Here is a 25717-nt window from a genome sequence, read left to right as displayed (position 1 = left end):
CATCAACAACCCGGCGCTTCGCTATCCTGATAAAAAGTCTGCACCGCTTTCCACGCATCCTCGGCCGTCTCGACCCAGGTCAGCAGGTTCAAGTCCGAAGGCGAAATCACGCCCTCATCGGCCAGCGCCTCGAAATCCACGACCCGCGTCCAGAACTCCTTCCCGAATAGCAGCACCGGAATGGGCTTCATCTTCCCCGTCTGGATCAGGGTCAGCAATTCGAACATCTCGTCGAACGTGCCGAATCCGCCCGGAAACACCGCCAACGCCCGCGCGCGCAGCAGGAAGTGCATCTTCCTCAGCGCGAAATAGTGAAACTGGAAGCTCAGCTCCGGTGTCACAAACCGGTTGGGCGCCTGCTCATGCGGCAGCACGATATTCATGCCGATCGTCTGCGCGCCGACATCGTCCGCGCCGCGATTGGCTGCCTCCATGATCGAAGGGCCACCGCCCGAACACACCACGAAGTGACGGCACCCCGCTTCGTTCACCGGATATTGCGCCGCGATCCGCGCCAGCTTGCGCGCTTCCTCATAATAGCGCGCCTTCTTCCCCAAATTCTCGGCGATCCGCCGCTGGTCCGGCGTCACGGCAGCGTCGATCCGCGCCTGCACTTGGCTTGGCTCCGGGATACGCGCCGACCCGTAGAAGACGAACGTCGATTCAATCTTCGCCTCGTCCATCAATAATTGCGGCTTCAGTAGCTCCAGCTGGAACCGCACCGGCCGCAAATCCTCCCGCAGCAGGAATTCGGTGTCCTGGAACGCCAGGCGATAGGCGGCGCTGCTGGTCTGGGGGGTGCCCACCGCCTTCTGGGCATCGACGGCTTCCTGACGGGCGGGGCGGAATTTACGTTCTTCGATTTCTTTTCTTGTCATTCAACCCAACTTAAGAAGGTCAGCGGCAAAAGCCACCCCGTCCCCCCATATCGAAATGAAAATGATCGCGATGCGCGACATTATAATCGGGGCTCAGCACCGTGCGGAACCGCTTGCAGGCGCTCGCCCTGACCACTTCCAGAAACTGGCGCGTCTGCCGGTCGCCATTCCATCCCTGCTCGATGGTGATCCGCCGTCCATCCGACAGGACAAAGGCCGACACATCGACGGCATTGCTGTGCGCATGTTCGGACAGTTTGCCGCTGCCAGCGATCGGGCGGCAATTATAGGTGCCGAACGTCTCGATCTTCTCGATCTCCGCGCCCAGGATCAGCCGCGCGGCAGGCTGCACCCCATAGCGGGCCCAAGCCGCGAAGTTTGCGGCGAGGCCGCATGTCATCGCGCCCAAATTGGTGGCAGGCACGCCGATGTCGAGCAGCTTGACGCTGCCCATCGCCGAACATCCGCCGCCAAAATTCTGGTCGGGCAGGGGCTGGAACAGCACGGATTGCGATTGCAGCTTCACCAGGCACTGGCGCAACTCCATCGGCGGCGGCGCGGCTGGACGAGCGCTCTTCACTGGTTTGGACGGACGCTCCACCCGCCCGCGCGGCACGATGTCGCCGCCGCATGATGCCAATGCCACGCAAAGCGCCAGCAAGGCCGCCTGACCCGCGCGACGCCTCACCGCTTCTCTGGCCGCTGTCCCCCAAACCCGCTCGTTCATGCCCATCCATTTACCACGATCTGCGGCTTTGTGGGTTAACGAGTGCATCAGTTCATCGCATCCAGCCCTTCGTCTGGACTCATTGGCCGCTTGACTCTTTGTCCGCGATCTTTAGGGCGGCCAGCGGGCCACGCGGTCCCAACGCCGCGCGAGCTCTCTGCAAGGAGAAGCGTACATGACTGAAGTGACTGCCGCCGACGCCACCATTGCGCCCGCGGCCAAGCCCGCTACGAAGCCGGCTCGCCCCTATTTTTCTTCCGGTCCCTGCGCCAAGCCTCCGGTCTGGAGCGCCGAAAAGCTGAGCGCTGAATCCCTCGGCCGCTCGCACCGTGCCAAGATCGGCAAGACCCGCCTTGCTTACTGCATCGACCTCATGCGCGAACTGCTGAACCTGCCCGACACGCACCGCATCGGCATCGTGCCCGGTTCGGACACCGGTGCCTTTGAAATGGCGATGTGGACCATGCTGGGCGCCCGCCCGGTGACGACGCTCGCCTGGGAAAGCTTCGGCGAAGGCTGGGTGACGGACGCCGCCAAGCAGCTGAAGCTCGACCCGACGGTTATCCGCGCCGACTATGGTCAGCTGCCCGACCTGAACGGTGTGAACTTCGCTCACGACGTGCTGTTCACCTGGAACGGCACTACCTCGGGCGTGCGCGTGCCGAACGCCGACTGGATTCCGGCAGACCGTGAAGGCCTGACCTTCGCCGACGCCACTAGCGCGGTCTTCGCCTACGAGATCGACTGGGCCAAGATCGACGTCGCCACCTTCTCCTGGCAGAAGGTGCTGGGCGGCGAGGGCGGCCATGGCGTGCTGATCCTCGGTCCCCGCGCGGTCGAGCGCCTTGAAACCCACACCCCCGCATGGCCGCTGCCCAAGGTCTTCCGCCTGATGGCGAAGGGCAAGCTCGCCGAAGGCATCTTCAAGGGTGAGACGATCAACACGCCGTCCATGCTGGCGGTCGAAGACGCGATCTTCGCGCTGGAATGGGGCAAGTCGCTGGGCGGCCTTCAGGGCCTGATCGCGCGCAGCAACGCCAATGCGGCGGCGCTGGGCAAGATCGTCGAGGAACGCGATTGGCTCGGCCATCTCGCCACCGATCCCGCCACCCGCTCGACCACCAGCGTCTGCCTGACGGTCGAGGGCGCGGACGAAGCCTTCATCAAGAGCATGGCTGGCCTGCTCGAAAAGGAAGGCGCAGCCTACGACGTCGCGGGCTACCGCGACGCCCCGGCGGGCCTGCGCATCTGGTGCGGCGCTACCGTCGAAACAGCCGATATCGAGGCGCTCGGCCCGTGGCTCGACTGGGCCTATGCCACCGCCAAGGCTGCTTAACTAATCTTCCCCATTCCCCGTCATCCTGACGAAAGTCAGGATCTCGGGCGGCTAGGCAGACCCTAGAGGCCCGAGATCCCAGCCTTCGCTGGGATGACGAATTGAAAGGCAATTCGTCATGCCCAAGGTACTTATTTCCGACAAGATGGACCCCCGCGCCGCCGCGATCTTCCGTGAGCGTGGCGTCGAGGTCGACGAAATCACCGGCAAGACCCCCGACGAACTGAAGGCGATCATCGGCCAATATGACGGCCTCGCCATCCGCAGCTCGACCAAGGTCACCAAGGACATTCTCGACCACGCGACCAACCTCAAGGTCATCGGCCGCGCAGGCATCGGCGTCGACAATGTCGACATCCCGGCCGCCTCGGCCAAGGGCGTGATCGTCATGAACACACCGTTCGGCAACTCCATCACCACCGCCGAACATGCCATCGCGCTGATGTTCGCGCTGGCCCGCCAGCTGCCCGAAGCCAATGCCCAGACCCAGCAGGGCTTGTGGCCCAAGAACGGCTTCATGGGCGTGGAAGTCACCGGCAAGACGCTGGGCCTGATCGGCGCGGGCAATATCGGTTCGATCGTCGCCAGCCGCGCACTCGGCCTCAAGATGAAGGTCGTCGCCTTCGATCCCTTCCTCACCCCTGAACGCGCCGTCGAAATGGGCGTGGAGAAGGCCGATCTCGACACGCTGCTGGCAAAGGCCGACTTCATCACGCTGCACACGCCGCTGACCGACCAGACCCGCAACATCCTGAGCAAGGAAAATCTCGCCAAGACCAAGAAGGGCGTGCGCATCATCAACTGCGCCCGAGGCGGTCTGGTCGACGAGGCCGCACTCAAGGAAGTGATGGATTCGGGCCATGTTGCTGGCGCCGCGCTCGACGTGTTCGTGACCGAACCTGCGAAGGAATCGCCGCTGTTCGGCACCCCCAACTTCATCTGCACCCCGCACCTTGGCGCGTCCACCGACGAAGCGCAGGTCAATGTCGCGCTTCAGGTTGCTGAGCAACTCAGCGACTATCTGCTCGATGGCGGCATCACCAACGCGCTGAACGTACCGAGCCTGTCCGCTGAGGAAGCGCCCAAGCTCAAGCCCTATATGGCTTTGGCCGAAGAACTGGGCAGCCTCGTCGGCCAGCTGGAAGGCGACCGCATCCAGGGCGTTTCGGTCGAGGTCGAAGGCCATGCCGCCGAACTCAACCAGAAGCCGATCACGGCAGCGGTGCTCGCTGGCCTGATGCGCGTCTATTCGGACACGGTGAACATGGTCAACGCTCCCTTCCTCGCTAAGGAACGCGGCCTCGATGTCCGCGAAGTGCGTCATGACCGCGAGGGTGACTACCAGACCCTGGTCCGCGTCACGGTGAAGACCGAGGGCGGCGACAAGTCGGTTGCAGGCACCCTGTTCGGTCACGGCAGCCCGCGTCTGGTCGAATTGTTCGGCATCAAGGTCGAAGCCGACCTCGAAGGCCATATGCTCTACATCGTCAATCAGGACGCGCCCGGCTTCATCGGCCGCCTCGGCTCGACGCTGGGCGAAGCAGGCGTCAACATCGGCACCTTCCACCTTGGCCGTCGCAGCCAGGGTGGCGAAGCCGTGCTGCTGCTGTCGGTCGACGGCGCGGTCAGTGAAGAAGTGCTGAACGACATCTGCAAGCTTGCAGGCGTCAAGACGGTGAAGCTGCTGCGCTTCGCGTGATGCTTAAAAGCCCTCCCCCCTCGGGGGGAGGGTTGGGAGAGGGGGAGGAGCGGTGCGTCTCGACCCAAAGCTCAAGGAACGCGCGAGACAAATGCGCGCTAATCCAACTCCCGCCGAACAGAGACTGTGGCTTGCCCTTCGCGCGAACCGCTTAGAAAATCAGCAATTCACCCGGCAAACGATCATCGCGCCCTACATTGTAGATTTTGCGTCCAAGGCGTCGAAACTCATCGTCGAGATCGACGGGGATACACATTCCGCCAAAGATCGCTATGACGCACGGCGAACGGAATTTCTGGAATCGCTAGGATATCACGTGCTTCGTTTTGGCAACCCGGATGTGATGGGGAATATTGAGGGCGTGCTTCGCGTGATCGCTCAAGCGTTGCGCGGATTCCCCTCTCCCAGACCCTCCCCCAAGGGGGGAGGGCTTAAATGAGCATCCCTCCCGGCCTCCTCCCAGAAGGACTGTCCGACCGCCTGCCGCCGCAGGCCGAAGCCTCCGCGCGCCTCGCGCGCCGCGTGCTCGATACGGTCGCATCGCACGGCTATGAGCGCGTCATGCCTCCTCTCGCCGAATTTGAAGAAACGCTGGTCAGCCGCTTGAAATCCATGCGCGCGCAGGACCTCGTCCGCGCGATCGATCCGGTCTCGCAGCGCAGCCTGGCGCTTCGCCCCGACATGACCGCACAGGTCGGCCGCATCGCCGCCACTCGCCTTGCCAGCGCGCCCCGGCCGCTCCGCCTGTCCTACGGCGGTCCCGTGATCCGCCTCAAAGCGAACCAGCTCCGCCCGGAACGCGAAAGGCTGCAAGTCGGCGCCGAACTCATCGGCAGCGACAGCGTCGCCGCAGCGGTCGAGATCGTGAATGTCGCGATCGAAGCACTCCAGGCGGCAGGCGTGACCGGCATCACCATCGATTTTACCCTGCCGGACCTGATCGATAGCCTGGCGACAGGTCCGCTCCCGCTCGGAGCGCATGAGATCGAAGCCGTCCGTGCGGAACTCGACGCCAAGGATGCAGGCGCGCTCGCCGCGATCAGCCCCGCCGCCGCCGCCTATCTCTCCCTGATGGAAGCGACCGGGCCCTTCCACCCGGCGATGGAAAAGCTCGAAGCGCTCAACGCCCAGCTAGGCGGCGCGATCAGCAGCCGCATCGCGGGGCTGCGCGCCATCGCCAAGCCGATCGGCTGGGACATCACGCTGACGCTTGACCCAACCGAGCGCCATGGTTTCGAATATCAGAATTGGTTCGGCTTCTCCATCTTCGCGGAAGGCTTCATTGGAGAGATCGGCCGGGGTGGCAGCTACGCCATCACCCGCGCGGACGGATCGGAAGAACCGGCCATGGGCTTCTCGCTCTACCCTGATCCACTGATCGATGCCGGTTTCGGCGCGGGTAGTCCGAGGCGCCTGTTCCTCCCCCTTCATCACGACCAAAGTCGCGCCGCGCAACTTCGTGCAGATGGCTGGCAGACCGTTGCCGCCCTCACGGCGCAAGAAAATGGCGAAGCGCTGCGCTGCAGCCATTGGCTGGATGGCGACGAGCCGCGCACCTACTGACTTGACCCCGGGGTGGCGCGGGGCTAACGCGCGCCCCGCATAGGGCGTGAAGCGCCCATCTTATCCCACCGGCATGCCGAGTCCCGTCGAAGGGCATGGCCGGTCCGCGCGGCGGGCGGAGGACTGTATCTGTGGCAAATGTGACCGTGATCGGCGCTCAATGGGGCGACGAAGGCAAGGGCAAGATCGTCGACTGGCTGTCGGAGCGCGCTGACGTCGTTGCCCGCTTCCAGGGCGGCCATAATGCCGGCCACACGCTGGTCGTAGGCGAGAAGGTCTACAAGCTCTCGCTGCTCCCCTCGGGCATCGTGCGCGGCACGCTGTCGGTCATCGGCAATGGCGTCGTCCTCGACCCTTGGCACTTCCGCGATGAAGTCGCGAAGCTGAAGGGGCAGGGCGTCGAAATCACCCCCGAAAGCCTCCAGATCGCCGAAACCTGCCCGCTGATCCTGCCCTTCCACCGCGATCTCGACGGCCTGCGCGAAGACGCATCGGGCGCGGGCAAGATCGGCACCACCCGCCGCGGCATCGGCCCCGCTTATGAGGACAAGGTCGGCCGCCGCGCCATCCGCGTCTGCGATCTTGCCCATCTTGACGACCTTGGTCCTCAGCTTGACCGCCTGACCGCACACCACGACGCCCTGCGCGCCGGTTTCAACGAAGCCCCGATCGACCGCGACGCGCTGATGGCGGACCTCCGCGACATCGCCCAGTTCATCCTGCCCTTCGTCAAGCCCGTCTGGCTGACCCTCAACAAGGCAAAGGCAGCGGGCCAGCGCATCCTGTTCGAAGGCGCGCAGGGCACCTTGCTCGACATCGACCACGGCACCTATCCCTTCGTCACCTCGTCCAACACGGTCGCGGGCACGGCGGCGAGCGGCACCGGCCTTGGCCCGAACGGCGCGGGCTTCGTGCTCGGCATCGTCAAGGCCTACACCACCCGGGTCGGCTCCGGTCCCTTCCCGACCGAGCAGGAAAATGACGTCGGCCAGCGCCTTGGCGAACGCGGCCATGAATTCGGCACCGTGACGGGGCGCAAGCGCCGCTGCGGCTGGTTCGACGCCGTGCTGGTACGTCAGTCGGTTGCCGTCTCGGGCGTCACCGGCATTGCGCTCACCAAGCTCGACGTCCTCGATGGCTTCGACACGCTCAAGATCTGCGTCGGCTACAAGATCGGCGACCAGACCTTCGACTATCTCCCCGCCCATGCGCAGGACCAGGCGAAGGCGGAGCCGATCTACGAGGATATCGAAGGTTGGCAGGACACAACGGCGGGCGCGCGCAGCTGGGCCGACCTCCCGGCCCAGGCGATCAAATATATCCGCCGAATCGAGGAACTGATCGGTTGCCCTGTCACGCTCGTCTCCACCAGTCCCGAGCGTGAGGACACCATCCTCGTGCGTGATCCTTTCGCGGACTGAGTAGCATGGCAGGCGATCGCTTCGAACGGCACAAGCAGCCCTGGACGGCCGACGAGCTGCAAAAGCTCCATACGCTGGCGAAGAAGGGCATGGCGCTGAAGGCGATCGCCAAGGCCCTGACGCGCAGCGAGGAGTCGGTAAAAGCTCGCGCCAAGCAGGACGGCCTCTCCATCGCCAAGCTGCGCTAGGGTCGCCAACGGAACAAGACGCGCCTGCTCCTTCTCCCGCTGGCGGGAGAAGGATACGCAGCCTTGCCAGCGTGCGGGCTGGGCGAAGTTGGATGAGGGTGGCCCGCTAGCCCTCACCCTCCCACCGCTTTGCGGCGGGCCCCTCCCTCTCCCGTAAACGGGAGAGGGAGGCCGCTGCCGAAGGCCATCTGCAAACCCTGGACGCAGCCTCCACCGTCTGCGACAATGGCCGCATGTCCCTCAACATCCTCGTCCTCTACGGCTCCTACCGCCGTGGCCGCATGGGCATCCGCCTTGCCGACTATCTCATCGACGGATTCCAGCAACTCGGCCACAAAGCGGAACTGATCGACGCCATGCAGGTCGGTTTGCCGCTGCTCGACCAGCGCTACAGCGACTATCCGCCCGGCGAAGCGCCCACTGCCATGGCGGCGCTCGCCGACCGCCTCACTGCCGCCGACGCCTTCGTCTTCGTCGCGGGCGAATATAATCGCGGCGTCCAACCAGGCCTCAAGAACCTCGTCGATCATTATCTCAAGGAGTTCGACAAGCGCCCGGCAGGCATCGCCAGCTATTCGGCTGGCCGCTATGCCGGGGTGAACAGCCACGCTGCATGGACGGTGACGCTCTCCGCCATGGGCATGGCGGTCATTCCCGAACGCCTGAGCGTCGGCCAGATCGGCCAAACGCTTGACGAGCAGGGCCAGCCGCAAGGTGACGGCGGCGCGGCGCTCGCGCGCGGATTCAACGGCTTTGCCGACAGTCTCATTTGGTGGGCAGAGGCGGCGAAGGCGGCTCGCTGACCGCTTCTGCCGGTTCGCCTGCCGAGATGACGGCTGCGGCGACCAGATCGCCGGTGACGTTCAGAGTGGTGCGGCACATATCGAGCAACCGATCGACGCCCAACACCAATGCGATCCCCTCTGGCGGCACGCCCACCATGCCCAGGATCAACGCGATCACGGGCAGTGATCCGGCTGGCACACCCGCCGTTCCTACCCCGCCCAATATGCACACCAGCATGACCATCAACTGCTGGGCCAAGTCCAGTTCGATGCCGAAGAACTGGGCGAGGAACAAGACGGTGATCCCCTCGAACATGGCCGTGCCGTTCTGGTTTGCCGTCGCACCGATCGTAAGAACGAACCGCGCGATCCGGCGGGGCAGGCGCAGTTGTTCCTCGGCCACGCGAATCGCGGTGGGCAGCGTCGCGTTGGACGATGCTGTGGCGAAGGCCATCACCATCGCCTCCTGCGCCCCTGCGAAAAAGGCGATCGGCGATCGTCGTGCGAAAATGGCGAGCAGCAGCGAATAGACGACGACCATTTGAAACAGCAGTGCCAGCACGACGACGCCGACATAGGCGGACAGCCGTTCCAGCAATTCCCATCCGAATTGCGCCGCCAGGTTGAACATGAAGCATGTGATGGCGACGGGCGCCAGCCGAATGACCAATCCCATTAGCCGCATGGTGACTTCGAACAACCCCTCCATCGCCGATAGCAGCAAGCGGCTCTGTTCCGTTCGAACCAGCACCAGGCCTATGCCGAAGAAAAGGGCAAAGACCATCACCGCCAATATGTCGTTGTTCGCCATCGCCTTGACGATGTTGTCCGGCACCATGGCGATCAGGGCGTCCATCCCGTGAGGTGCTTCTCCGCCCCGGGCCAGGATGGCGCGGGCGCCCGCGCCGGCATCGTCCAGCATCGCTCGCGCCTGAACAGGATCGACCCCGTCGCCAGGGCGCAGGATGTTGACGGCGGCCAGGCTGATGACGACGGCGATGCTCGATACCAGCAGCGTGTAGAGCAGGGTCTTGATCCCCACCCGGCGCAGCGTGCGCATCTCGCCCATCTCGGCGATGCCTACGATCAGAGCGGACACCAGCAGCGGGATCACCAGCATGAACAGCAGTCGCAGGAACAGTTGGCCAATCGGCCCAGTGACATAGGTGGTGACTTGATCGACCCAGGCCGCTTCAGGCGCGCTGGCATGGACGATCAGTCCCAGGATCAGTCCGATCAGGAATCCGGCCAGCATCTGCCACTGAAGTGACAGGGCTCGTCTGCCCGCTATCGTCATCTCATGCTTGCCAGGATGCGCATGCACCAAGAACCGTTGACGCAGCGTAATGTTGCAGGCTGCGCAGCCCTGCGGCGATGTGCCGGGCGATAAGTCGTCCTGTTGCCATAGGTCGGGGATGAGGCTCCCCGTGGCTCAATCCGTCAGTTGCGCGGCCTTCCAAGGCTCATCGCCGATGGTCCTCTTCTACCATGTCCGGCGCCAGCTCCAGCCCGGCACGACCGTGCGCCGGTGTATGGGCTGGCGCCTTGGGATGCGGAACATAGTCCGGCTCCTCGACTTCCAGCATGCCTTCCCATTTGGTGATGACCGACGTTGCGATGGCGTTGCCCAGCACGTTGGTCGCGGTGCGGCCCATGTCCATGAAGTGGTCCACCGCCAGGATGAAGGCGATTCCCTCGACCGGAAGGTCGAACTGTCCCAGCGTTGCCGCCACTACGACCAGCGAAGCGCGCGGGACGGCCGCGATGCCCTTGCTGGTCACCATCAGCACCAGCAGGATGGTGATCTGCGTCGCGATCGGCAGATCGATGCCATAGGCCTGTGCGATGAAGATCGTCGCGAAGGTCGAATACATCATCGACCCGTCCAGGTTGAACGAATAGCCGAGCGGCAGGACGAAGCTGTAGATGCGCCGGGGCACGCCGAAACGGTCCAGCTGCTCCAGCATCTTGGGATAGGCTGCTTCGGACGATGCGGTCGAGAAGGCGAGGAGCAGTGGCTCGCGCACATATTTGAGCAGCTTGATCATCCGCCGCCCGAGGAAGATCGCGCCCGCGCAGCACAGCAGCACCCATAGCGCCAGCAACGACAAATAGAATTCGCCGACCAGTTCGCCGAAGGTCTTGAGAACGCCCAGCCCCTCGGTCGTGATCGCGGAAGCCAGCGCGCCGAACACGGCGAGGGGCGCCACCCGCATCACATAGCTGGTCACCTGCAGCATCAATTCGACCATCGCCTCGATGACGGTGATGATCGGCTTGCCCTTCTCTCCGATCGCCGTCAGCGCGACACCGATGAACAGGGAAAAGACGACGATCTGCAGGATCGAATTTTCCGCCATCGCCCCCACCATGGAGGTGGGGAACACGTGCAGCACGAAATCCCTGAAATTGAGCGCTTCGGTGTTGACGCCCGACTCGGCGCCGGATCGAACCAAGTTCAATCCTTCGCCCGGCGCGAAGAAATTGACGAAGATAAGGCCGAGCGTCAGCGAGATCAGGCTCGCGATGATGAACCAGGCAAGAGCACGCCCGCCGATCCGCCCCAGCGCCGCGCTGTCCCCCATATGGGCGATGCCCGCGACCAGCGTGGAAAACACCAGCGGCGCAATAATCATCTTGATCAGGTGCAGGAATATGTCGGCCAACAGGTGGAAATAGCCCGCGACGTCCTTCGCCAATGCCTTGTCGCCGCCGACCCACAGATTGGCGGCGAAGCCTGTCGCCACGCCCAGGATCATGCCGGCAAGGATGAAGGCCGTCAGTCTATTCCGCATGCAGTCCCTCTTTGCCGTGCTGGCCGCACATCTAGCAAGCGCCCGCCCGGACGCCTAACCTTTTGAACGAACGGAGCCCCGCTTTCCTCGCCCAAGGCAAGGCCCTGATCTTCTCGGGGAGGGGGGATGTTCGTTTCAAGGATATAGCAGCCCCTCGCTCCATCCCTCTCCATCGCGGACGAACAAACGCCGCTCATGCAGGCGATGTTCGCGGTCTTGCCAGAACTCGATGCGCTGCGGCACGACGCGAAATCCCGACCAGTGTGGCGGGCGAGGGACCGGCCCGCCCTCGAACCGGGCGACGGCATCGGCATAGCGGCTCATGAAGACATCGCGCGAGGGCAGCGGACGTGACTGGTCCGAAGCCCATGCGCCCAGCTGGCTGTCGCGGCTGCGCGTCGCGAAATAGGCGTCGGCGGCGGCTTCTTCCACCGTTTCCACCGGCCCTTCGATCCGGATCTGCCGCCGCAGGCTTTTCCAATGGAACAGCAGGGCCGCATGCGGATTGGCAAGCAACTCCTCGGCCTTGCGCCCTTCGAAATTGGTGTAGAAGACAAAGCCGTCCGGCCCGTGCCCTTTCAGCAGCACCATCCGCACCGAAGGCCGCCCGCGCGCGTCGGCGGTCGCCACCGCCATCGCGTTGCTGTCGTTGATCTCGGCCTCGCGGGCCTCGCCATACCATTGGTCGAACAGGGTGAAGGGATCGGTCATGCCGCTGGTCTAGGGCTCGATTTGGCCGATGTCGATGGTCGCGCCGCTTGAACGATCGTGACAGTTTCGCCACATATGCTGCAAATCAGCTTTCACGAACAAGGATAGACAATCGGCAATGGCGGATCCCTACTCCACACTTGGCGTCGCGCGCGGCGCGAGCGAGGCAGAGATCAAGTCGGCCTACCGCAAGCTCGCCAAGGAGCTTCACCCCGACCGGAACCAGGATAACCCACAAGCGGCGGAGAAATTCTCGGCCGTCACCAGCGCCTACGATCTTCTGTCGGACAAGGACAAGCGCGCCCGCTTTGACCGGGGCGAAATAGACGGCGACGGCAATCCGACCGCGCCGTTCGGCTTTGGCGGCAATGGTGGCGGCTTTCGTGGCCGCCCCGGCGCGGGCGGCGGCTTCGAGTTCAGCGAGGGCGGGGACTTCGGCGATATCTTCGAAGGACTGTTCGGTGGTGGCGGCGCGCGCCAGCGCGGCGGCGGCTTTGGCGGTTTCGGCCGGGGCGCGCCGCCGCAGAAGGGCGCGAACGTCGCTTACCGGCTCGCCGTCGCCTTCGTCGACGCCGCCACGCTCGCCCCGCAGCGCATCACGCTTCAGGACGGGAAGACCATTGACCTGAAGCTCCCCGCTGGCGTCGAAAGCGGCACGCAGATGCGCCTGTCGGGCAAGGGCCAGGCAGGCCCGGCCGGGGCGGGGGACGCGATCGTCACGATCGAAATCAAACCGCATCCCTTCTTCACCCGCGATGGCGACAATGTCATTCTCGATCTTCCCATCTCGCTCGACGAGGCGGTGAAGGGCGGCAAGGTGAAGGTGCCGACCGTCGATGGCCCCGTGATGCTTGGCATCCCGGCTGGTACGACATCAGGCAAGACACTGCGTCTGCGCGGCAAGGGCTTCACGCACAAGGGCGGCGAGCGGGGTGATCAGCTCGTCCGTCTGCTCATCGACCTGCCCGGCGACGATGCGGCGCTCAAGTCCTTCGTCGAAGGCTGGCAGGACAGCCGGGCCGTTCGCGCCCATCTCGGCGTCTAGGGCGTTAGGGGAGGGATGCCGCAGCCTTCACCCTATTCGCCTGAATCGCGTCGTAAAAAGCTTGCCCATGACGCCCGTGCCCGCTTCGACCGCGGCATGGCGAAGGTCCGTCCCGGCAGCCACGCCTTCGAAATCATGAAGCGCGTGGCCGTCGGCACCTACAGCGACGGCTTCATCCATGCGGGCAACCTTGCCTATCTCTCGCTGATGACGCTGTTCCCCTTCTTCATCGTGGCGGCGGCGGTTGCCAGCATCTTCGGCCGGTCGCAGGACGGGCTCGCGGCAGTGGGCGCATTTCTCGAAACGGTGCCGCCCGGCGTCGCGAGCGTCGTCAAGCAACCGATCATCGACGTTCTCAACGCCCGCACCGGACCGCTGCTCTGGCTCGGCGGCCTCGTGGGCCTCTGGACGGTGGGCAGCCTCATCGAAACGATCCGCGACATCCTCCGCCGCGCCTATGGCACGAAAAGCACGCGCCCCTTCTGGCATTACCGCCTGACCGCCATCGGCATCACCCTGGTCAGCGTGTTTGCCGTGATGTTCGCCTTCTCGCTTCAGATCATCATCACCGGCATAGACCAGTTCCTGCACCAGATCCTGCCCTTTGCCGACCAGGCGATCCAGATCGTCAGCCTCACCCGCGTGCTGCCGATGCTGATCCTCTGCTTTGCCCTCTACTATCTCTATTTTTCCCTGACGCCGAGCGCCTACAAGGACAAACGCTTCCCCAAATGGCCCGGCGCGGTTGCCACGGCCTTATGGTGGTATGGCGTCACCATGCTGCTGCCGCCCACGCTTTCGCTGCTTGGCGGCTATGATCGCACCTATGGCAGCCTGGCCGGTGTGATGATCACGCTGATTTTTTTCTTCCTCGTCGGCCTTGGCGTGGTAATTGGCGCGGAACTCAATGCGGCGCTTGCTGAATTTCCCGAAGAGGAACTGGAGCAGGCCGCCGCAGACAGCAAAGGGAACGGGACATCAGAATGACGGGCTTGATGGCGGGGAAGCGGGGTCTCATCATGGGCCTCGCCAATGACAAGTCGCTTGCATGGGGCATTTCGAAGGCACTGCGCGCACAGGGGGCGGAGCTTGCCTTTTCCTATCAGGGCGAAGCGCTGGCAAAGCGCGTGCGTCCGCTTGCGCAGGAACTGGGATCGGATTTCCTGCTCGATTGCGACGTGTCGGACATGGCAAAGCTCGACACGGCTTTCGACGAGGTGAAGGCGCGCTGGGGCAAGCTCGACTTCGTCGTGCACGCGATCGGCTTTTCCGACAAGAATGAGTTGCGCGGCAAATATGTCGACACCAGCCTCGAAAACTTCCTGATGACGATGAACATCTCGGCCTACAGCTTCGTCGCCGTCGCGAAACGCGCGCGCGAATTGATGGCGGAGGGCGGCAGCTTGCTCACCCTTTCCTATTATGGCGCGGAAAAGGTCATCCCTCACTATAACGTCATGGGCGTTGCCAAGGCGGCGCTGGAAACCAGCGTCAAATATCTGGCGATGGATTTGGGCCCCGAAAATATCCGCGTCAACGCGATCTCGGCCGGGCCCATCAAGACATTGGCCGCCAGCGGCATCGGCGACTTCCGATACATCATGAAATGGAACGAGCTGAACAGCCCGCTCCGCCGCAACGTGACGATCGAAGATGTCGGCGGCGCTGCGCTTTATCTGCTGTCCGACCTCGCGTCGGGCGTGACGGGCGAAGTTCACCATGTCGACGCGGGCTACAACGTCATCGGCATGAAGGCCGAAGACGCCCCCGACATCGCACTCGACAAGGGCTGATCCGCGGACCAAAAGGCAGGGCATGAGCTTCAACACATTCGGCCGCGTCTTCCGCTTTTCCACCTGGGGTGAAAGCCACGGCCCAGCCATCGGCGCGGTCGTGGACGGCTGTCCTCCCGGCCTGCCATTGAGCGAAGCCGACATCCAGCCCTTCCTCGACAAGCGCAAGCCCGGCACTTCCAAATTCACGACCCAGCGCCGTGAGCCTGACGAAGTGCGCATCCTGTCGGGCGTGTTCGAAGGCCGCACCACGGGCACGCCGATCAGCCTGATGATCGAAAATACCGACCAGCGGTCAAAGGATTATTCGGATGTCGCCAAGGCGTATCGCCCCGGCCATGCCGACTATGCCTATGACGCCAAATATGGATTTCGCGACTATCGCGGCGGCGGCCGTTCGTCGGCGCGCGAGACCGCGTCCCGCGTCGCGGCTGGCGCTGTCGCCCGCCTGGTGCTGCCGGAAGTCGACATCTTCGCCTATGTCAGCGAAATCGGCGGCGACGCGATCGACTACGCCCGGTTCGACGCTGCGGAGATCGGCAACAATCCCTTCTTCTGCCCTGACCGGGAATCTGCACAGCGGTGGGAGCAACTGGTGGACGACGCGCGCAAGGACGGCTCATCCTTGGGGGCCGTGGTGGAATGCGTGGCTTCCGGCGTACCTGCGGGCTGGGGCGCGCCGCTTTATGCCAAGCTCGACAGCGAACTGGCCGCCGCCATGATGAGCATCAACGCGGTCAAGGGCGTCGAAATCGGCGATGGCTTCGCGGCAGCCCGGCTGCGCGGTGAGGAAAATGCCGATCCCATGCGGCCCGGCGAAGATGGTCCTGCCTTCCTCGCCAATCACGCGGGCGGGATCGCGGGAGGCATCTCGACCGGCCAGCCCGTCAAGCTGCGCGTCGCCTTCAAGCCGACCAGCTCGATTCTCATCCCAGTGGAAACCGTCACTCGGGAGGGTGAGGCATCGGACATCATCACCAAGGGCCGTCACGATCCCTGCGTCGGCATTCGCGGCGTGCCGGTAGTGGAAGCCATGATGGCGCTGGTGCTGGCCGATCAGAAACTGCTCCACCGCGCGCAATGTGGCAGCGTCTAACCGGCTGAACCGAGCGCATTTCCCGTTGAAAGCCATCTAAAGGCGAGACGACTCAGTAAATCTGCTTTAACATTGCACCATCGATCGCCCGCGGGAGGGCGAGCGGCAGTGCGTAAGCCTGGGGAGCGTCACCATGCAGAGCATGGCCTGACGGTCAAAACGTCCCCTCAAGCCGCGAACACGGGCCAGCCATGCAAGTGGCTGGCCCATTTCGTTTGTACCTCAAGTCAGTAAAGCTGGCTCCATCGCCCAATGCGGCGGCCACGCCAGCGATTTGACATGCCTGACGGGCAATCGTCTCCACCCCTGCTCATCGTCATGCCAGCGAAGGCTGGCATCTCGGGCCTCTACACCGAACGCCACGTCGCTCCCCACCCAATATTCGAACCCAGACCAATATGTCTCCGCTGGCCCTGTCTTCCCGCCCCGCATCCCGCCATCATGGCGTCACCAGCCAGGACAATCTTCATGACCAGCCTTCCTTTCACCCAGGTCGACGCCTTCGCCGACGCGCCTTTCACTGGCAATCCGGCCGCTGTGATGCCGCTCGGCCGCTGGCTCGACGATGCGACGCTTCAGGCGATCGCGGCGGAAAACAACCTGTCGGAAACCGCCTTCACCGTTCCCTTGCCTGATGATCCGGACGCCGATTATGCGCTGCGCTGGTTCACGCCCACGGTCGAGGTAAAGCTGTGTGGCCACGCTACCCTCGCGAGCGGCCATGTGCTGATGGGCGGCCGCACCGCGCTTCGCTTCCGCACCCGGCATGCAGGCGTCCTCACGGTGGCAAGGGATCGCGACGGCTATGCCCTCTCGCTGCCCGCCTGGCACATGGAGCCACGAGCGCTGCCTGACCTTGCCGCCGGGCTAGGCGGCGCCCCCATCGAGTCCCATTGGCGCGACGGCGGCTATAGCCTCTTCCTCTTCCCCGATGCTGCGGCGATCCGCGCGCTCCAGCCCAACTATGCGGCCCTGAAAGCGCTGGGCGACATCATGCTCATCGCGACGGCTCCGGGCGAAGACAGCGACATCATCAGCCGCGTCTTCGTGCCGGGCGGCGGCGTGGACGAGGACCCCGTGACGGGTTCAGCGCACTGCCTGCTCACTCCCTTCTGGGCAGCCCGGCTCGGGAAAACGAAGCTCAGCGCCGTTCAAGCCTCACCACGTGGCGGCAGTATGAGTTGCCAACTGAAAGACGACCGCGTCACCCTGACCGGAGCCTGCCGCACGGTAATAGAGGGGCAATTCTTGCTGTAGAGCCGCGCTGACCTCAGGCTTCGTCGTCGAGCATCGCTATGATGGGAAAGATATGCCGCACCTTGCTGCGGTGAATGGAGGCGGTCACCCGATCCTTATATTGCGTCAGGCCGATCAGGTTGCGGTCCCGGGCGCTCAGCTTGCCGATCGTCCATAAGGACCGTTCGTCGTCGTCGCGCAGTTGCACGATCACATCTGTATCGATGGACGCAGGCTTGATCCTGTCCAATATCACGCGCTCACCAGCCCGGAAGCGTGGCTCCATGGCCTCGCTGGGGATGTAGATGGCGAAATAGCGGTTGGCGTCGCCACGGCCGAACGGAGCAGGCATGTAGGCAGCCGGCTGCGTAAAGTCGCCTTCCCAGATTTCCAGGTCATTTGCGACCGATATGCTGTCGTCGTCGGGGAATAGAAGCGAAGCGGCGTAGACGGGTATCGATCGATCACCAGGCATCGCAAAGGGCAGCGGCCGTTCCTTCACCATATGGCTGTGGCTCGGGATCGAAGCCACGCTGCCCCGCGCCTCGCACATGGCGAACGGCTCGGGAAAGGCTTCCCTGAGTTTGGCGATGCTTCGGGCGGAGAGGGAATAGCCGACCGATGGCGTGGGGTAGATCCGAGTGAGCGTCGATGGTGACAAGCCTGATCGCCGCGCGACTTCGGTCGCGGAAAGGCCGGTTTCCTCGATCAGGCAACTGATCAGCCCGCGCGCTTTCTGCTGATCCCATTCATAGTCAAAAGGCATGTTGTTCCGCGCCTGCTCTGGGCACACCGGTGTGACCAGTTCGATAGAAACGGCAGCCGCGCAAACGCCCGGCCTCCTATCAATGGTTTCTAGAGGGCTTCACATTTCCGCTGCAAACCTGCCAATTGCATATTGAACATCTATACAATTTGCGCACATGAATATCTAGAAAATTCATCCAAATCCCTCCGATGCGGAGACAAAAGCTCACAAATTCGGAGTCGTTTGCGCTTCTGTTTGCGCTACCGCAAAAAGCCGTTGCGAAGAAAAGGGATTGCGCATAGGACGTTTGCGCAAGTTGCGCACACGCACGCGAAGTGCGTCTGGCGTTGTGCAGGGGGTGAAGGGGAATTTTCACCGCGCATTTAGATGCGGAAAGGCCGGGCTGGTGTCGCCCCGGGCCTTCTCCCCTGCGCCGCTTGGCTTCGCGGCTTTGCACGATGACTAGGGGAAAGACGAATGAGAACTAACTCGAAACTGCATCGGATGCTGCTTCTGTCAGCCTCGATGCCGGCGATGGCGCTCCTCGCCAACGCCAGCGGAGCCTCTGCCGCTCCTGCCGCTGTGAATGTGCCCACCGGCGCAGGTACGGCGGCTGCAGTGAACGCCGACATCGATGCAGCGATCACGACGCCTGCCAATCCCGATCTGAACGTCACGATCGCTGCTGGGGCTGACATCACCGGCGGCACCGTCGGCTATGATTTCGTCGCGGGCGGCTATGCGGCTGGCGAAGGCGACGGTGCGGTTTCGCTGACCAATGACGGCCGGGTGACAGGCATTGCCTTTGGCGGCGTCGGAAGCACGGCTGCGGCAAACAGCTTCACCGCCACCAACAATGGCGAAGTAGCAGGCAGCCTCAGCGCAACAGACTTCGGCGGCACAGTCTCGATCACGAACAATGCTGCTGTGGATGGCAACGTCGTCGGTTCGGCCTATGGTGATGTGGCGCTGGTGAATGGCCCTGCGGGCGAAGTGAGCGGCAGCCTCATTGGCTCGGCCCTGGGCACCGCGAACGTCGCGGTCACCAACAACGGTTCTGTCGATGGCGACCTGGTCGGCGCGGCAACGACCGGTTCTGTCACTTTGGCCAACAGCGGCTTGGTCGGCGGCGATGCCTTTGCCTCGACCACGGATGGCACGATCTCGATCACCAACGCCGCCGCAGGGCGCATCAGCGGCGACGTCGATGCTGCTTCGGGCACAGGCGCGATCACCGTCGGGAACAATGGCCAGGTCCTGGGTCAAACCACCGCTTCAAGCGGCAGCACGGTCTCGACCAGCACTGGACCCACGGTGACGGTCTCGGGAACGACCACGACCACGCAGTCGAGCAGCTCGAGCGAGACCATCGGCGGCGATGTCACTGGCACCTATGCAGGCATCAACGGCTCGTTGAACTTCGGCACCGGCAATGACGGCAGCGTCAGCCAGTTCTCCGCCGCCAACAGCACGGCCACCGTCAGCGGCAGTGTCTATGGCGATGTGTCGTCCACGGCGCAGGGCATAGCATCCGCCACTGCCAGCACGGACGTTGCAACCGACTCTCGCGATGGCGCGGGCACCGGCACGGTGGTCGCCACCAGCGTCGACACCACTGATTTCGCCTCCACCGGCGGCACCAGCACCGTCAACGTCAGCGGCACGGTTGCTCCTGGCGATTCCAGCCGCAATGGCGATGTGACGTCCTTCGGCAACGCTGGCAGCGTGGTGAACGTCAATGGCGGCCAGATCTCCGGCAATGTCAGCTCGACCGGCCAGGGTTTCGCCATCAATGTGACGACCAATTCGGAAAACACCGATAGCTACGATGCTGGCGTCCTGCAGGGGACCAGTTCGTCCGCGAGCACGCAGTTCACCCAGAGCCAGACCGGCGGCGCAGCTTCCGTGGCGCTTCAGGGTGCGGCCAATGTGGGCGGCAGCGTGAATGTCTCGGGTGGCGCTGCGGCATCTGCCGACATCGGCGCGGACGCGTCCGTTGGCGGCAACGTCTCTGTCAGCACCGTGCAGACGGGACCTGCCGTTTTCACGCCTGCTGATGTGGCATCCACCGCCTCCACAACGCGCACGGTAGACGCCGCTGGAGATGGCACGGCCACTTTCACCACCACCTCGACGCAAGCAGCTCCCGCTGTTGCTGGCAATGCAACGCTTAACAACGCAGGGCGAATCGATGGCGACGGCACCGTCGTTTCGGCTTTCGGCAATGCGAGCGCCAACATCACCGGATCGGTGGGTGGATCGGTCTTCGCCTCGTCCGGCACCGACCTCTTTAACAGCGAGAGCGTTGACAATTACACCGTCGCTAGCGGGATCGATACGCTGACCACCAGCAGTGACAGCAGCAGCTTCACCTCCGCAGGCGGTCAGGCTTCGGTCGTCGTGGATGCTCCCTCGCAGCAGGGCGTGCCCAGCGTTGCGGGCGATGTCTTCGCTTCGGGCCTGGGCGGCGCGTCGATCATCATCGGCGAAGGCAGCGTCATCGGCGATGGCAGCTTCGGAAACGGCAGCCTCTCCGCCAGCAGCCTTGGCTTCAGCGGTAGCGAAGAAGCCGTCACCACCTATGCGGCGGACGGCTTCACTCCCGTCAGCGTCGCGGCGACGCTCACTGGTCAGCCAGTCGGCGCGGCGGCTTCGGTCACGAACAACGGCACCGTCCTTGGCGATGTCGATGTTGAAGGCCTCACCTCTGCCTCGCTCGTCAACAATGGCTCGCTCGGTACGCTGGGCGCAGGCAATGTCTTCAGCGTTTCCGCGCTAGATCAGGGCGGCACGGCGACGATCACCGACACCAACCCGACCAATGCTGGCACGCGCACCATCGCGGCAAGCATCACGGCGGCTCCGGTCGGCGGCAACGCCAGCTTCACCAACAGCGGTATCGCGTTCGGTGACGTAGAACTGGAAGGCATCACCGGTACTGTCACGAACAACGGGATCCTGACGGGCACCACGACGCTCGGCGGGTCGGCGTTCAGCGGCACGGCCACTGTCGATGCGACCGTCAATACGACGGCCGTCACCGTCACCGCCGCTCCGGCTGCACAGACCTACACCGTCGATCAGAACGGCGTTTCGGGCGGTTTCAACGTCACCGGCGCGGTTTCGACGCAGGACGATGTTGCTTCTGCACTGTCATCGCTGGTCTCGGGCGCAGGAGTTCCGCTTGATCCGTCGCAGGTCGATCCGGCTGCATTCAACCTGACTGTCGGTGGCGAAGCTGCCGTCAAGACGGCTGACATCAACGCCACGATCAACCTCAACAACGGCTCGGTCACGCTCGGCGACATCGACGCCCAGCGCGATGACAGCGGCGCCTACCTGACCAACACCACGGTCAACCTGACCGGCGCTGGCTTCCTTGGGGCCAGCGAACTCAAGCTTGCGGGTTCTACCACCCCGGCCAACTTCACGCCGGTCGCGACCCTGCCGGAAGATGCTGAAGGCCTGTTCGGCCCGACTGCGGTTCGCGTGCTTGGCGTCAACACCGTCAACAAGACCGGTGCTGGCACCTTCGTCGTGACGGGTGCCGAATATGTCCCGGCTGAAGGCTCCACGCCTGCTGCCTGGACGATGGACGTCGGCAACCTCAACGTGCAGGCTGGCGAGCTTCAGCTGGGCACGGCTTCGGACGATGCGGTCTTCGGGATCAAGGGCAACATCAACAATGATGCGACCCTGGTCATCGGCCGTCGCGAGCCCACCGTCATCCGCACGGTCGGCAACAGCATCGTCAGTTCGGGTCCGGAAGCGATCAAGGGCATCGAAGTCTATCAGCAGGGCAACTACACCCAAAGTGCCACCGGCACGACGGTGGTGGGCGTCAATCCTTCGCTGATCCGCAACGGCCTCACCATTGCCAATGGCGGCACGGCTCCGGAAGTTCTGGGCCCGATCACTGGCGGCGTGGGCATTCCCTACTTCACCACTCCGGAAAATGCCGGTGTCTTCTCGACCCCGTCATCCGTCACGGTGGACGGGAACCTGAACCTCGCTGGCAAGGTCGCGGTGACCGTGTCGAAGGACAGCCTCTATTCCACGGGCGACGGCTACACGCTGTTCACCTACACGGGTACGGGTGATGTCACGGCAACGGCTACCTCGTCGCTGAACTCGCAGTTCGTGACCTTCGGCCTGACGCATGACACGGCTGCCAAGACCGTGTCGATCGAAGCGACCCGCAACAGCTATGCTGTTGGCGCGACCAACCGCAACGCGGCTGCTGCGGCTGTGGGTCTGGACAGCGCGCTTGCCGACGTCATCGCCCGTGTGAACACGGACGCTGCTGGCGGCAACGGCTTTGCCACCGCGACCGAGATCGCCAATGCGCAGGACATCGCGAATATCGCGGCTGGCCTCGACTGGCGCCTCAACAGCGCACAGGCGGCGCAGGTCTTCAACGAGCTTTCCTCGGCGGAGATCTACGGTTCGCTTGCTGCGGTGGATCAGAACGCCGTCTTCAACACCACGGTAAGCCGTCTCGCGGCGCGTCGCGGTTATGGAGAGGCTCTGGGCACCCAGATCTGGTTCAACCCCTCGGCCAACTTCGCCAAGACGGGCGGCACCCGCTCGGGCGCGTCGAAGATCAAGACCAACAGCTATGGTGGCGCCTTCGGTATCGACGTCGCTTATCAGGAAGACGGCGCCTTCGGCATCGGCTTCGGCTATGGTCAGCATGACGTGTCGGCCAAGGGTTCGCCGGAAGAAGCGCAGGTCCGCACCTACACCATCGGTGCCTATGCGACACAGGGCTTTGGTCCCTTCTACGGCAGCTTCCAGTTCGCTTACGGCTTCTCGAAGTTCGAAGTCGAACGCGACCTGACCTTGCTTGCCCGCACCATCGAAGGCGACTTCAAGGGCTCGCAATGGGATGCCAGCCTGGAACTGGGTTATGACTTCGCGGCTGGCAACGGTTTGGTCGTGACACCCTATGGTAAGCTGGCTCTGCGCCGCTGGTCGATGAACGGCTTCACCGAAGAAGGTGGCGCAGGCATCGGTCTGCGTGTGGATGATGCGTCGAAGACGGTCTTCTCGCCGATCATCGGTGTGAAGGCGGGTGCCCTGCTGGGCGACGTCGAAGGCGTCGCATACCGCCCCTATGCCAAGGTGCAGTACAGCTTCCAGGGCAACATCGGCAGCGACCGCACCGTCCAATATGTGGGCGGCGGCAACGCCTTCAACCTGAAGGGCGTCGACCCCGATGGTCATGGCTTGATCGAACTGGGTATCGACGCTTCTGTGAACAAGCGCGTCAACCTGTTCCTGTCCGGTGGCTACGGCTTCGGCGGGCACAACAGCCTGGCTCAGATCCGCGGCGGTATCAGCTTCGGTTTCTGATCCAACTCTCCTCATGCACTGGGCGCGTCGATTTCGGCGCGCCCTTTTTTTGGGCTCACCTGTTGAGTGCGGGACGGACCTCCAGCGTTGGAAAGATGGGCACGGATATGAAATGGGAACAATATGTCGCCGACATGCTGATCGATCGGCTCAGGCAGCATCATGTAGAGCTTTTGGCGGGCGAACAGGACAGCATATGCTTCTTCGTCGATCCGACGCCGCCATCCACGCGCCGCACCGCAGTCAGTGACTATGACAAGGGCGTGATCGATGGCGCGATCCGCGAACTTCAACATCTCATCCACGCGTCGCCGCTGCTCAAGCGCGCCATCTTCGATCGCCTGTCAGCCTTAGATGGCACTGCCGAACTGCGCCGCCATCGGCTTCCGGGATGAACCCGGATGCCTAGAGGCCTATGTCATGTGGAAACCGGAATATTGCGCCCGGGCCGATGGGGCTGTGCGTTGGAAACGGATGGCGGTGGCATCTGGCAGCTGGACGCGCCTCGATCTGCCCGGCGCTATCTGGGAATGCGAGTGAAGGTCGAAGGAAGGCGGTCGGGCTTCGACCTGCTGGACGTGCACCGCATATCGCCGATCGACCCGCCTATAAAGCAACCGCTTCGCCGATGGCGGCAACTGCTCGGCCACTTTGGCCTGATTCGACCTTCGACCACTCGCGCATCGACCTAAATTAGCCGACTTTCGGCCACCCCGTTCGGGCTGAGCTTGTCGAGGCCCCTCACTTGCCTTTCAGGCCGCAGTGCCGCTCCGGCCGTCAGAATATAGCGGCACCCGTCCCCGTCTAAACCTCAGGCCGGAAACAGCCGCATCAATCTCGCCAGCCCCTGCTTGAGCGCTGCGCGTTGTTCCTTATCCGGTGATGCTCCAATCCGCACCACCGTCAATGACTGCCCCGGCGACACCAATATATATTGCCCGCCGTGCCCCACACAGCCGAACAGGCTGCGCGGCGCGTCTCCCGGCATCAGTGCGCTCTCGTCGCTCTCCCGGTTCAGCCAGAGATGCGCGCCATAGGCGGGATTGCGGGGAGAGGGGGTCCGCATGAAATCGACCCACTTCTCCGGTACGATCTGATGTCCATTGGGGCCCCGCCCATGGTTGCGCAGCAGTTCGCCAAAACGCGCATAATCGCGCGCGGTCATGTGCAGGAAGCTGCCGCCGATCATCGTGCCCGCCGCGTCATATTCCACCGTCAGGCTCCTGATCCCTGCCGGGATCTTAAGCCGCCCGTCGATAAAGGTCTGCATCGCCTGCCGCCGCGCATCGGGATCGGGATTGCTCGTCAGCATCCGCGCCATCAGGTCGCCGAGGATCAGCGTGTTGCCGGTCGAATAGGAAAAGCGCGACCCCGGCGCATGGGCGAGCGGCTTGGCCTCGGCAAAGCCGCTCATGTCCTGTGCGCCGTCGGTGAACAGCATGCGCACCGTGTCGGCCTGCGCCAGCGGCTCATCGTCCTCTACATGGTCCAGCCCTGACGTCATGGCGAGCAGTTGCCGCAGCGTGATTCGCCCGCGCGGATCGCCCGGCTGGCCCCACGCCGCGACCGGCACAGGCGAATCGAGCGCCAGCCGTCCATCCGCGACCATCAACCCGACCAGCACCGCCGTCACGCTCTTGCCCATCGACCAGCCGAGCAGTTTCGTCTCCGGCCCGAACCCGGGCGCATAGCGTTCCGCGATAATCTCGCCCTGGTGCATGACGATCAGTGCCCGCGTCTCGCCGACATCCTCCTCGCCCTCAAACAGCGGATCGATCGCCGCGCGCAGGTCCGCTTCGCTCACCCCCGAAGGCGCCGTCACCTGATAGCCGGGCGCCGGGTCCGCCGCGCGCACCGCCAGTCCGCCAGCAAGCGCCAGCAGAGACAAAATGGCGATGCCGATGCCAACAGGCTTTACGCTTTTCCGCTCGAGCTTCATAAGCCGCGCCCTTAGCACGGCTCATCGGAAAGGGGAGCATGTCCGCACGCCCGAAATGGATTTATGCGCTCGCCGCCATTGCAGTGCTGCTCGTCCTGCTGCTGGCGTGGAACTGGAGCGGCATGCGCGCCCGCGCCGCCGTGGGCGCGGGTTATGGCGCACGGATCACCTGCTCCTGCCGTTATGTGGAGGGGCGCGGCATGGACAGCTGCAGGCATGACAAGGAACCCGGCATGACCTTCGTCACCATCTCCGACGACCCCGAATCGCGCAGCGTCGAAGCCAGCGTCCCGCTTCTCGCCTCCCGCACGGCACGCTACCGGAAGGGCTGGGGCTGCCTGCTCGACCCGCTGGACTGATCGCGCCGAGGCGCAGAGCGCGCAGAGGCAAAAAGCCCGCGCG

Annotated in this window: 23 protein-coding genes; 16 read left to right on the top strand and 7 right to left on the bottom strand. The window is 63.8% G+C overall.

Annotated elements, in window-relative coordinates:
- Positions 1 to 2: 2 nt before the first annotated feature.
- Positions 3 to 878: an LOG family protein gene (locus SPHS8_RS12635; RefSeq protein WP_201515813.1), complete on the bottom strand. Its 876-nt coding sequence runs from the start codon at positions 876 to 878 to the stop codon at positions 3 to 5.
- A gap of 19 nt (positions 879 to 897) precedes the next feature.
- On the bottom strand, positions 898 to 1605 hold the full coding sequence (locus SPHS8_RS12630) for an extensin family protein (RefSeq protein ID WP_097092919.1): 708 nt from the start codon (positions 1603 to 1605) through the stop codon (positions 898 to 900).
- 175 nt (positions 1606 to 1780) lie between these two features.
- Between SPHS8_RS12630 and SPHS8_RS12625 the strand changes: the two genes are divergently transcribed.
- The 7 genes from SPHS8_RS12625 to SPHS8_RS12595 all read left to right on the top strand — a co-directional run bounded on the left by SPHS8_RS12625 (position 1781) and on the right by SPHS8_RS12595 (position 8615).
- Positions 1781 to 2941 carry a phosphoserine transaminase gene (locus SPHS8_RS12625; RefSeq protein WP_201515812.1) on the top strand — a complete coding sequence of 387 codons (1161 nt, stop codon included), beginning with the start codon at positions 1781 to 1783 and terminating at the stop codon, positions 2939 to 2941.
- Positions 2942 to 3059: 118 nt separating this feature from the next.
- A complete protein-coding gene (gene serA, locus SPHS8_RS12620) occupies positions 3060 to 4640 on the top strand; it encodes a phosphoglycerate dehydrogenase (protein WP_201515811.1) in 1581 nt (526 codons plus the stop codon).
- 52 nt (positions 4641 to 4692) lie between these two features.
- Positions 4693 to 5079: an endonuclease domain-containing protein gene (locus SPHS8_RS12615; protein WP_201515810.1), complete on the top strand. Its 387-nt coding sequence runs from the start codon at positions 4693 to 4695 to the stop codon at positions 5077 to 5079.
- The gene (locus SPHS8_RS12610; protein ID WP_201515809.1) at positions 5076 to 6203 is read left to right on the top strand and encodes an ATP phosphoribosyltransferase regulatory subunit; all 1128 of its coding nucleotides are present in this window, start codon (positions 5076 to 5078) and stop codon (positions 6201 to 6203) included. The genes SPHS8_RS12615 and SPHS8_RS12610 overlap by 4 nt, the downstream gene beginning before the upstream one ends.
- Positions 6204 to 6334: 131 nt before the next feature.
- Positions 6335 to 7624 (top strand): adenylosuccinate synthase, encoded by a 1290-nt coding sequence (locus SPHS8_RS12605; protein ID WP_201515808.1) that lies wholly within the window; start codon positions 6335 to 6337, stop codon positions 7622 to 7624.
- A gap of 5 nt (positions 7625 to 7629) precedes the next feature.
- Positions 7630 to 7812 (top strand): hypothetical protein, encoded by a 183-nt coding sequence (locus SPHS8_RS12600; RefSeq protein ID WP_021245469.1) that lies wholly within the window; start codon positions 7630 to 7632, stop codon positions 7810 to 7812.
- A 233-nt stretch (positions 7813 to 8045) separates the two neighbouring features.
- Positions 8046 to 8615, top strand: a complete 570-nt coding sequence (locus SPHS8_RS12595) for an NADPH-dependent FMN reductase (protein ID WP_201515807.1) — start codon at positions 8046 to 8048, stop codon at positions 8613 to 8615.
- On the opposite strand, the gene SPHS8_RS12590 is transcribed toward SPHS8_RS12595, so the two are convergent.
- The 3 genes from SPHS8_RS12590 to pdxH form a co-directional block, all read right to left on the bottom strand.
- Positions 8578 to 9894 (bottom strand): dicarboxylate/amino acid:cation symporter, encoded by a 1317-nt coding sequence (locus SPHS8_RS12590; protein WP_236575145.1) that lies wholly within the window; start codon positions 9892 to 9894, stop codon positions 8578 to 8580. The two genes, SPHS8_RS12595 and SPHS8_RS12590, sit on opposite strands and share 38 nt — an antisense overlap.
- 166 nt (positions 9895 to 10060) lie before the next feature.
- The gene (locus tag SPHS8_RS12585) at positions 10061 to 11392 is read right to left on the bottom strand and encodes a dicarboxylate/amino acid:cation symporter (protein WP_201515806.1); all 1332 of its coding nucleotides are present in this window, start codon (positions 11390 to 11392) and stop codon (positions 10061 to 10063) included.
- Between the two features lie 135 nt (positions 11393 to 11527).
- Positions 11528 to 12103: a pyridoxamine 5'-phosphate oxidase gene (pdxH, locus tag SPHS8_RS12580; RefSeq protein WP_201515805.1), complete on the bottom strand. Its 576-nt coding sequence runs from the start codon at positions 12101 to 12103 to the stop codon at positions 11528 to 11530.
- A gap of 118 nt (positions 12104 to 12221) precedes the next feature.
- Here pdxH and SPHS8_RS12575 point away from each other — a divergent pair, with 118 nt between their 5' ends.
- The 5 genes from SPHS8_RS12575 (at position 12222) to SPHS8_RS12555 (ending at position 17294) form a co-directional block, all read left to right on the top strand.
- The gene (locus SPHS8_RS12575) at positions 12222 to 13148 is read left to right on the top strand and encodes a DnaJ C-terminal domain-containing protein (protein ID WP_201515804.1); all 927 of its coding nucleotides are present in this window, start codon (positions 12222 to 12224) and stop codon (positions 13146 to 13148) included.
- 15 nt (positions 13149 to 13163) lie between these two features.
- Positions 13164 to 14135, top strand: a complete 972-nt coding sequence (locus SPHS8_RS12570; protein WP_097092483.1) for a YihY/virulence factor BrkB family protein — start codon at positions 13164 to 13166, stop codon at positions 14133 to 14135.
- A complete protein-coding gene (gene fabI / locus SPHS8_RS12565; RefSeq protein ID WP_097092482.1) occupies positions 14132 to 14941 on the top strand; it encodes an enoyl-ACP reductase FabI in 810 nt (269 codons plus the stop codon). Before SPHS8_RS12570 ends, fabI begins: the two co-directional genes overlap by 4 nt.
- Positions 14942 to 14963: 22 nt before the next feature.
- Entirely contained in the window at positions 14964 to 16037 is a 1074-nt protein-coding gene (gene aroC / locus SPHS8_RS12560) for a chorismate synthase (RefSeq protein WP_201515803.1), read from the top strand.
- A 468-nt stretch (positions 16038 to 16505) separates the two neighbouring features.
- Positions 16506 to 17294 (top strand): PhzF family phenazine biosynthesis protein, encoded by a 789-nt coding sequence (locus SPHS8_RS12555; protein ID WP_201515802.1) that lies wholly within the window; start codon positions 16506 to 16508, stop codon positions 17292 to 17294.
- 13 nt (positions 17295 to 17307) lie between these two features.
- Here SPHS8_RS12555 and SPHS8_RS12550 read toward each other — a convergent pair whose 3' ends face one another.
- The gene (locus SPHS8_RS12550) at positions 17308 to 18039 is read right to left on the bottom strand and encodes a hypothetical protein (protein WP_141397854.1); all 732 of its coding nucleotides are present in this window, start codon (positions 18037 to 18039) and stop codon (positions 17308 to 17310) included.
- Between the two features lie 507 nt (positions 18040 to 18546).
- Here SPHS8_RS12550 and SPHS8_RS12545 point away from each other — a divergent pair.
- From SPHS8_RS12545 to SPHS8_RS12535, 3 genes are all read left to right on the top strand, one after another.
- Positions 18547 to 23376, top strand: coding sequence for an autotransporter domain-containing protein (locus SPHS8_RS12545; protein WP_236575130.1), 4830 nt, complete (start codon positions 18547 to 18549; stop codon positions 23374 to 23376).
- A 95-nt stretch (positions 23377 to 23471) separates the two neighbouring features.
- Complete coding sequence (locus tag SPHS8_RS12540; RefSeq protein ID WP_236575129.1) at positions 23472 to 23771, top strand: hypothetical protein; 300 nt, start codon at positions 23472 to 23474, stop codon at positions 23769 to 23771.
- A 6-nt stretch (positions 23772 to 23777) separates the two neighbouring features.
- Positions 23778 to 24068, top strand: coding sequence for a DUF5818 domain-containing protein (locus SPHS8_RS12535; RefSeq protein WP_268933197.1), 291 nt, complete (start codon positions 23778 to 23780; stop codon positions 24066 to 24068).
- 119 nt (positions 24069 to 24187) lie between these two features.
- Here SPHS8_RS12535 and SPHS8_RS12530 read toward each other — a convergent pair whose 3' ends face one another.
- On the bottom strand, positions 24188 to 25315 hold the full coding sequence (locus SPHS8_RS12530) for a serine hydrolase domain-containing protein (RefSeq protein WP_201515798.1): 1128 nt from the start codon (positions 25313 to 25315) through the stop codon (positions 24188 to 24190).
- Between the two features lie 38 nt (positions 25316 to 25353).
- On the opposite strand from SPHS8_RS12530, the gene SPHS8_RS12525 reads away from it, so the two are divergent.
- A complete protein-coding gene (locus SPHS8_RS12525) occupies positions 25354 to 25674 on the top strand; it encodes a hypothetical protein (RefSeq protein WP_201515797.1) in 321 nt (106 codons plus the stop codon).
- Positions 25675 to 25717: the final 43 nt, after the last annotated feature.

Source organism: Sphingobium sp. S6, from assembly GCF_905120495.1.
Taxonomy (GTDB): domain Bacteria; phylum Pseudomonadota; class Alphaproteobacteria; order Sphingomonadales; family Sphingomonadaceae; genus Sphingobium; species Sphingobium agri.
The sequence above is the reverse complement of the archived record's forward strand: the minus strand, read 5'-3'. Positions and strand labels throughout refer to the sequence as shown.

Coding starts and splice junctions, on each gene's coding strand:
- SPHS8_RS12585 (WP_201515806.1), bottom strand. CDS start 11,392: ATGCGGAATAGACTGACGGCCTTCATCCTTGCCGGCATGATCCTGGGC.
- SPHS8_RS12625 (WP_201515812.1), top strand. CDS start 1,781: ATGACTGAAGTGACTGCCGCCGACGCCACCATTGCGCCCGCGGCCAAG.
- SPHS8_RS12545 (WP_236575130.1), top strand. CDS start 18,547: ATGCCGGCGATGGCGCTCCTCGCCAACGCCAGCGGAGCCTCTGCCGCT.
- SPHS8_RS12600 (WP_021245469.1), top strand. CDS start 7,630: ATGGCAGGCGATCGCTTCGAACGGCACAAGCAGCCCTGGACGGCCGAC.
- SPHS8_RS12540 (WP_236575129.1), top strand. CDS start 23,472: ATGGGCACGGATATGAAATGGGAACAATATGTCGCCGACATGCTGATC.
- serA (WP_201515811.1), top strand. CDS start 3,060: ATGCCCAAGGTACTTATTTCCGACAAGATGGACCCCCGCGCCGCCGCG.
- SPHS8_RS12570 (WP_097092483.1), top strand. CDS start 13,164: ATGCCGCAGCCTTCACCCTATTCGCCTGAATCGCGTCGTAAAAAGCTT.
- SPHS8_RS12590 (WP_236575145.1), bottom strand. CDS start 9,894: ATGACGATAGCGGGCAGACGAGCCCTGTCACTTCAGTGGCAGATGCTG.
- SPHS8_RS12610 (WP_201515809.1), top strand. CDS start 5,076: ATGAGCATCCCTCCCGGCCTCCTCCCAGAAGGACTGTCCGACCGCCTG.
- SPHS8_RS12555 (WP_201515802.1), top strand. CDS start 16,506: ATGACCAGCCTTCCTTTCACCCAGGTCGACGCCTTCGCCGACGCGCCT.
- SPHS8_RS12525 (WP_201515797.1), top strand. CDS start 25,354: ATGTCCGCACGCCCGAAATGGATTTATGCGCTCGCCGCCATTGCAGTG.
- SPHS8_RS12595 (WP_201515807.1), top strand. CDS start 8,046: ATGTCCCTCAACATCCTCGTCCTCTACGGCTCCTACCGCCGTGGCCGC.
- SPHS8_RS12630 (WP_097092919.1), bottom strand. CDS start 1,605: ATGAACGAGCGGGTTTGGGGGACAGCGGCCAGAGAAGCGGTGAGGCGT.
- pdxH (WP_201515805.1), bottom strand. CDS start 12,103: ATGACCGATCCCTTCACCCTGTTCGACCAATGGTATGGCGAGGCCCGC.
- SPHS8_RS12535 (WP_268933197.1), top strand. CDS start 23,778: ATGCCTAGAGGCCTATGTCATGTGGAAACCGGAATATTGCGCCCGGGC.
- fabI (WP_097092482.1), top strand. CDS start 14,132: ATGACGGGCTTGATGGCGGGGAAGCGGGGTCTCATCATGGGCCTCGCC.
- SPHS8_RS12575 (WP_201515804.1), top strand. CDS start 12,222: ATGGCGGATCCCTACTCCACACTTGGCGTCGCGCGCGGCGCGAGCGAG.
- SPHS8_RS12530 (WP_201515798.1), bottom strand. CDS start 25,315: ATGAAGCTCGAGCGGAAAAGCGTAAAGCCTGTTGGCATCGGCATCGCC.
- SPHS8_RS12635 (WP_201515813.1), bottom strand. CDS start 878: ATGACAAGAAAAGAAATCGAAGAACGTAAATTCCGCCCCGCCCGTCAG.
- aroC (WP_201515803.1), top strand. CDS start 14,964: ATGAGCTTCAACACATTCGGCCGCGTCTTCCGCTTTTCCACCTGGGGT.
- SPHS8_RS12550 (WP_141397854.1), bottom strand. CDS start 18,039: ATGCCTTTTGACTATGAATGGGATCAGCAGAAAGCGCGCGGGCTGATC.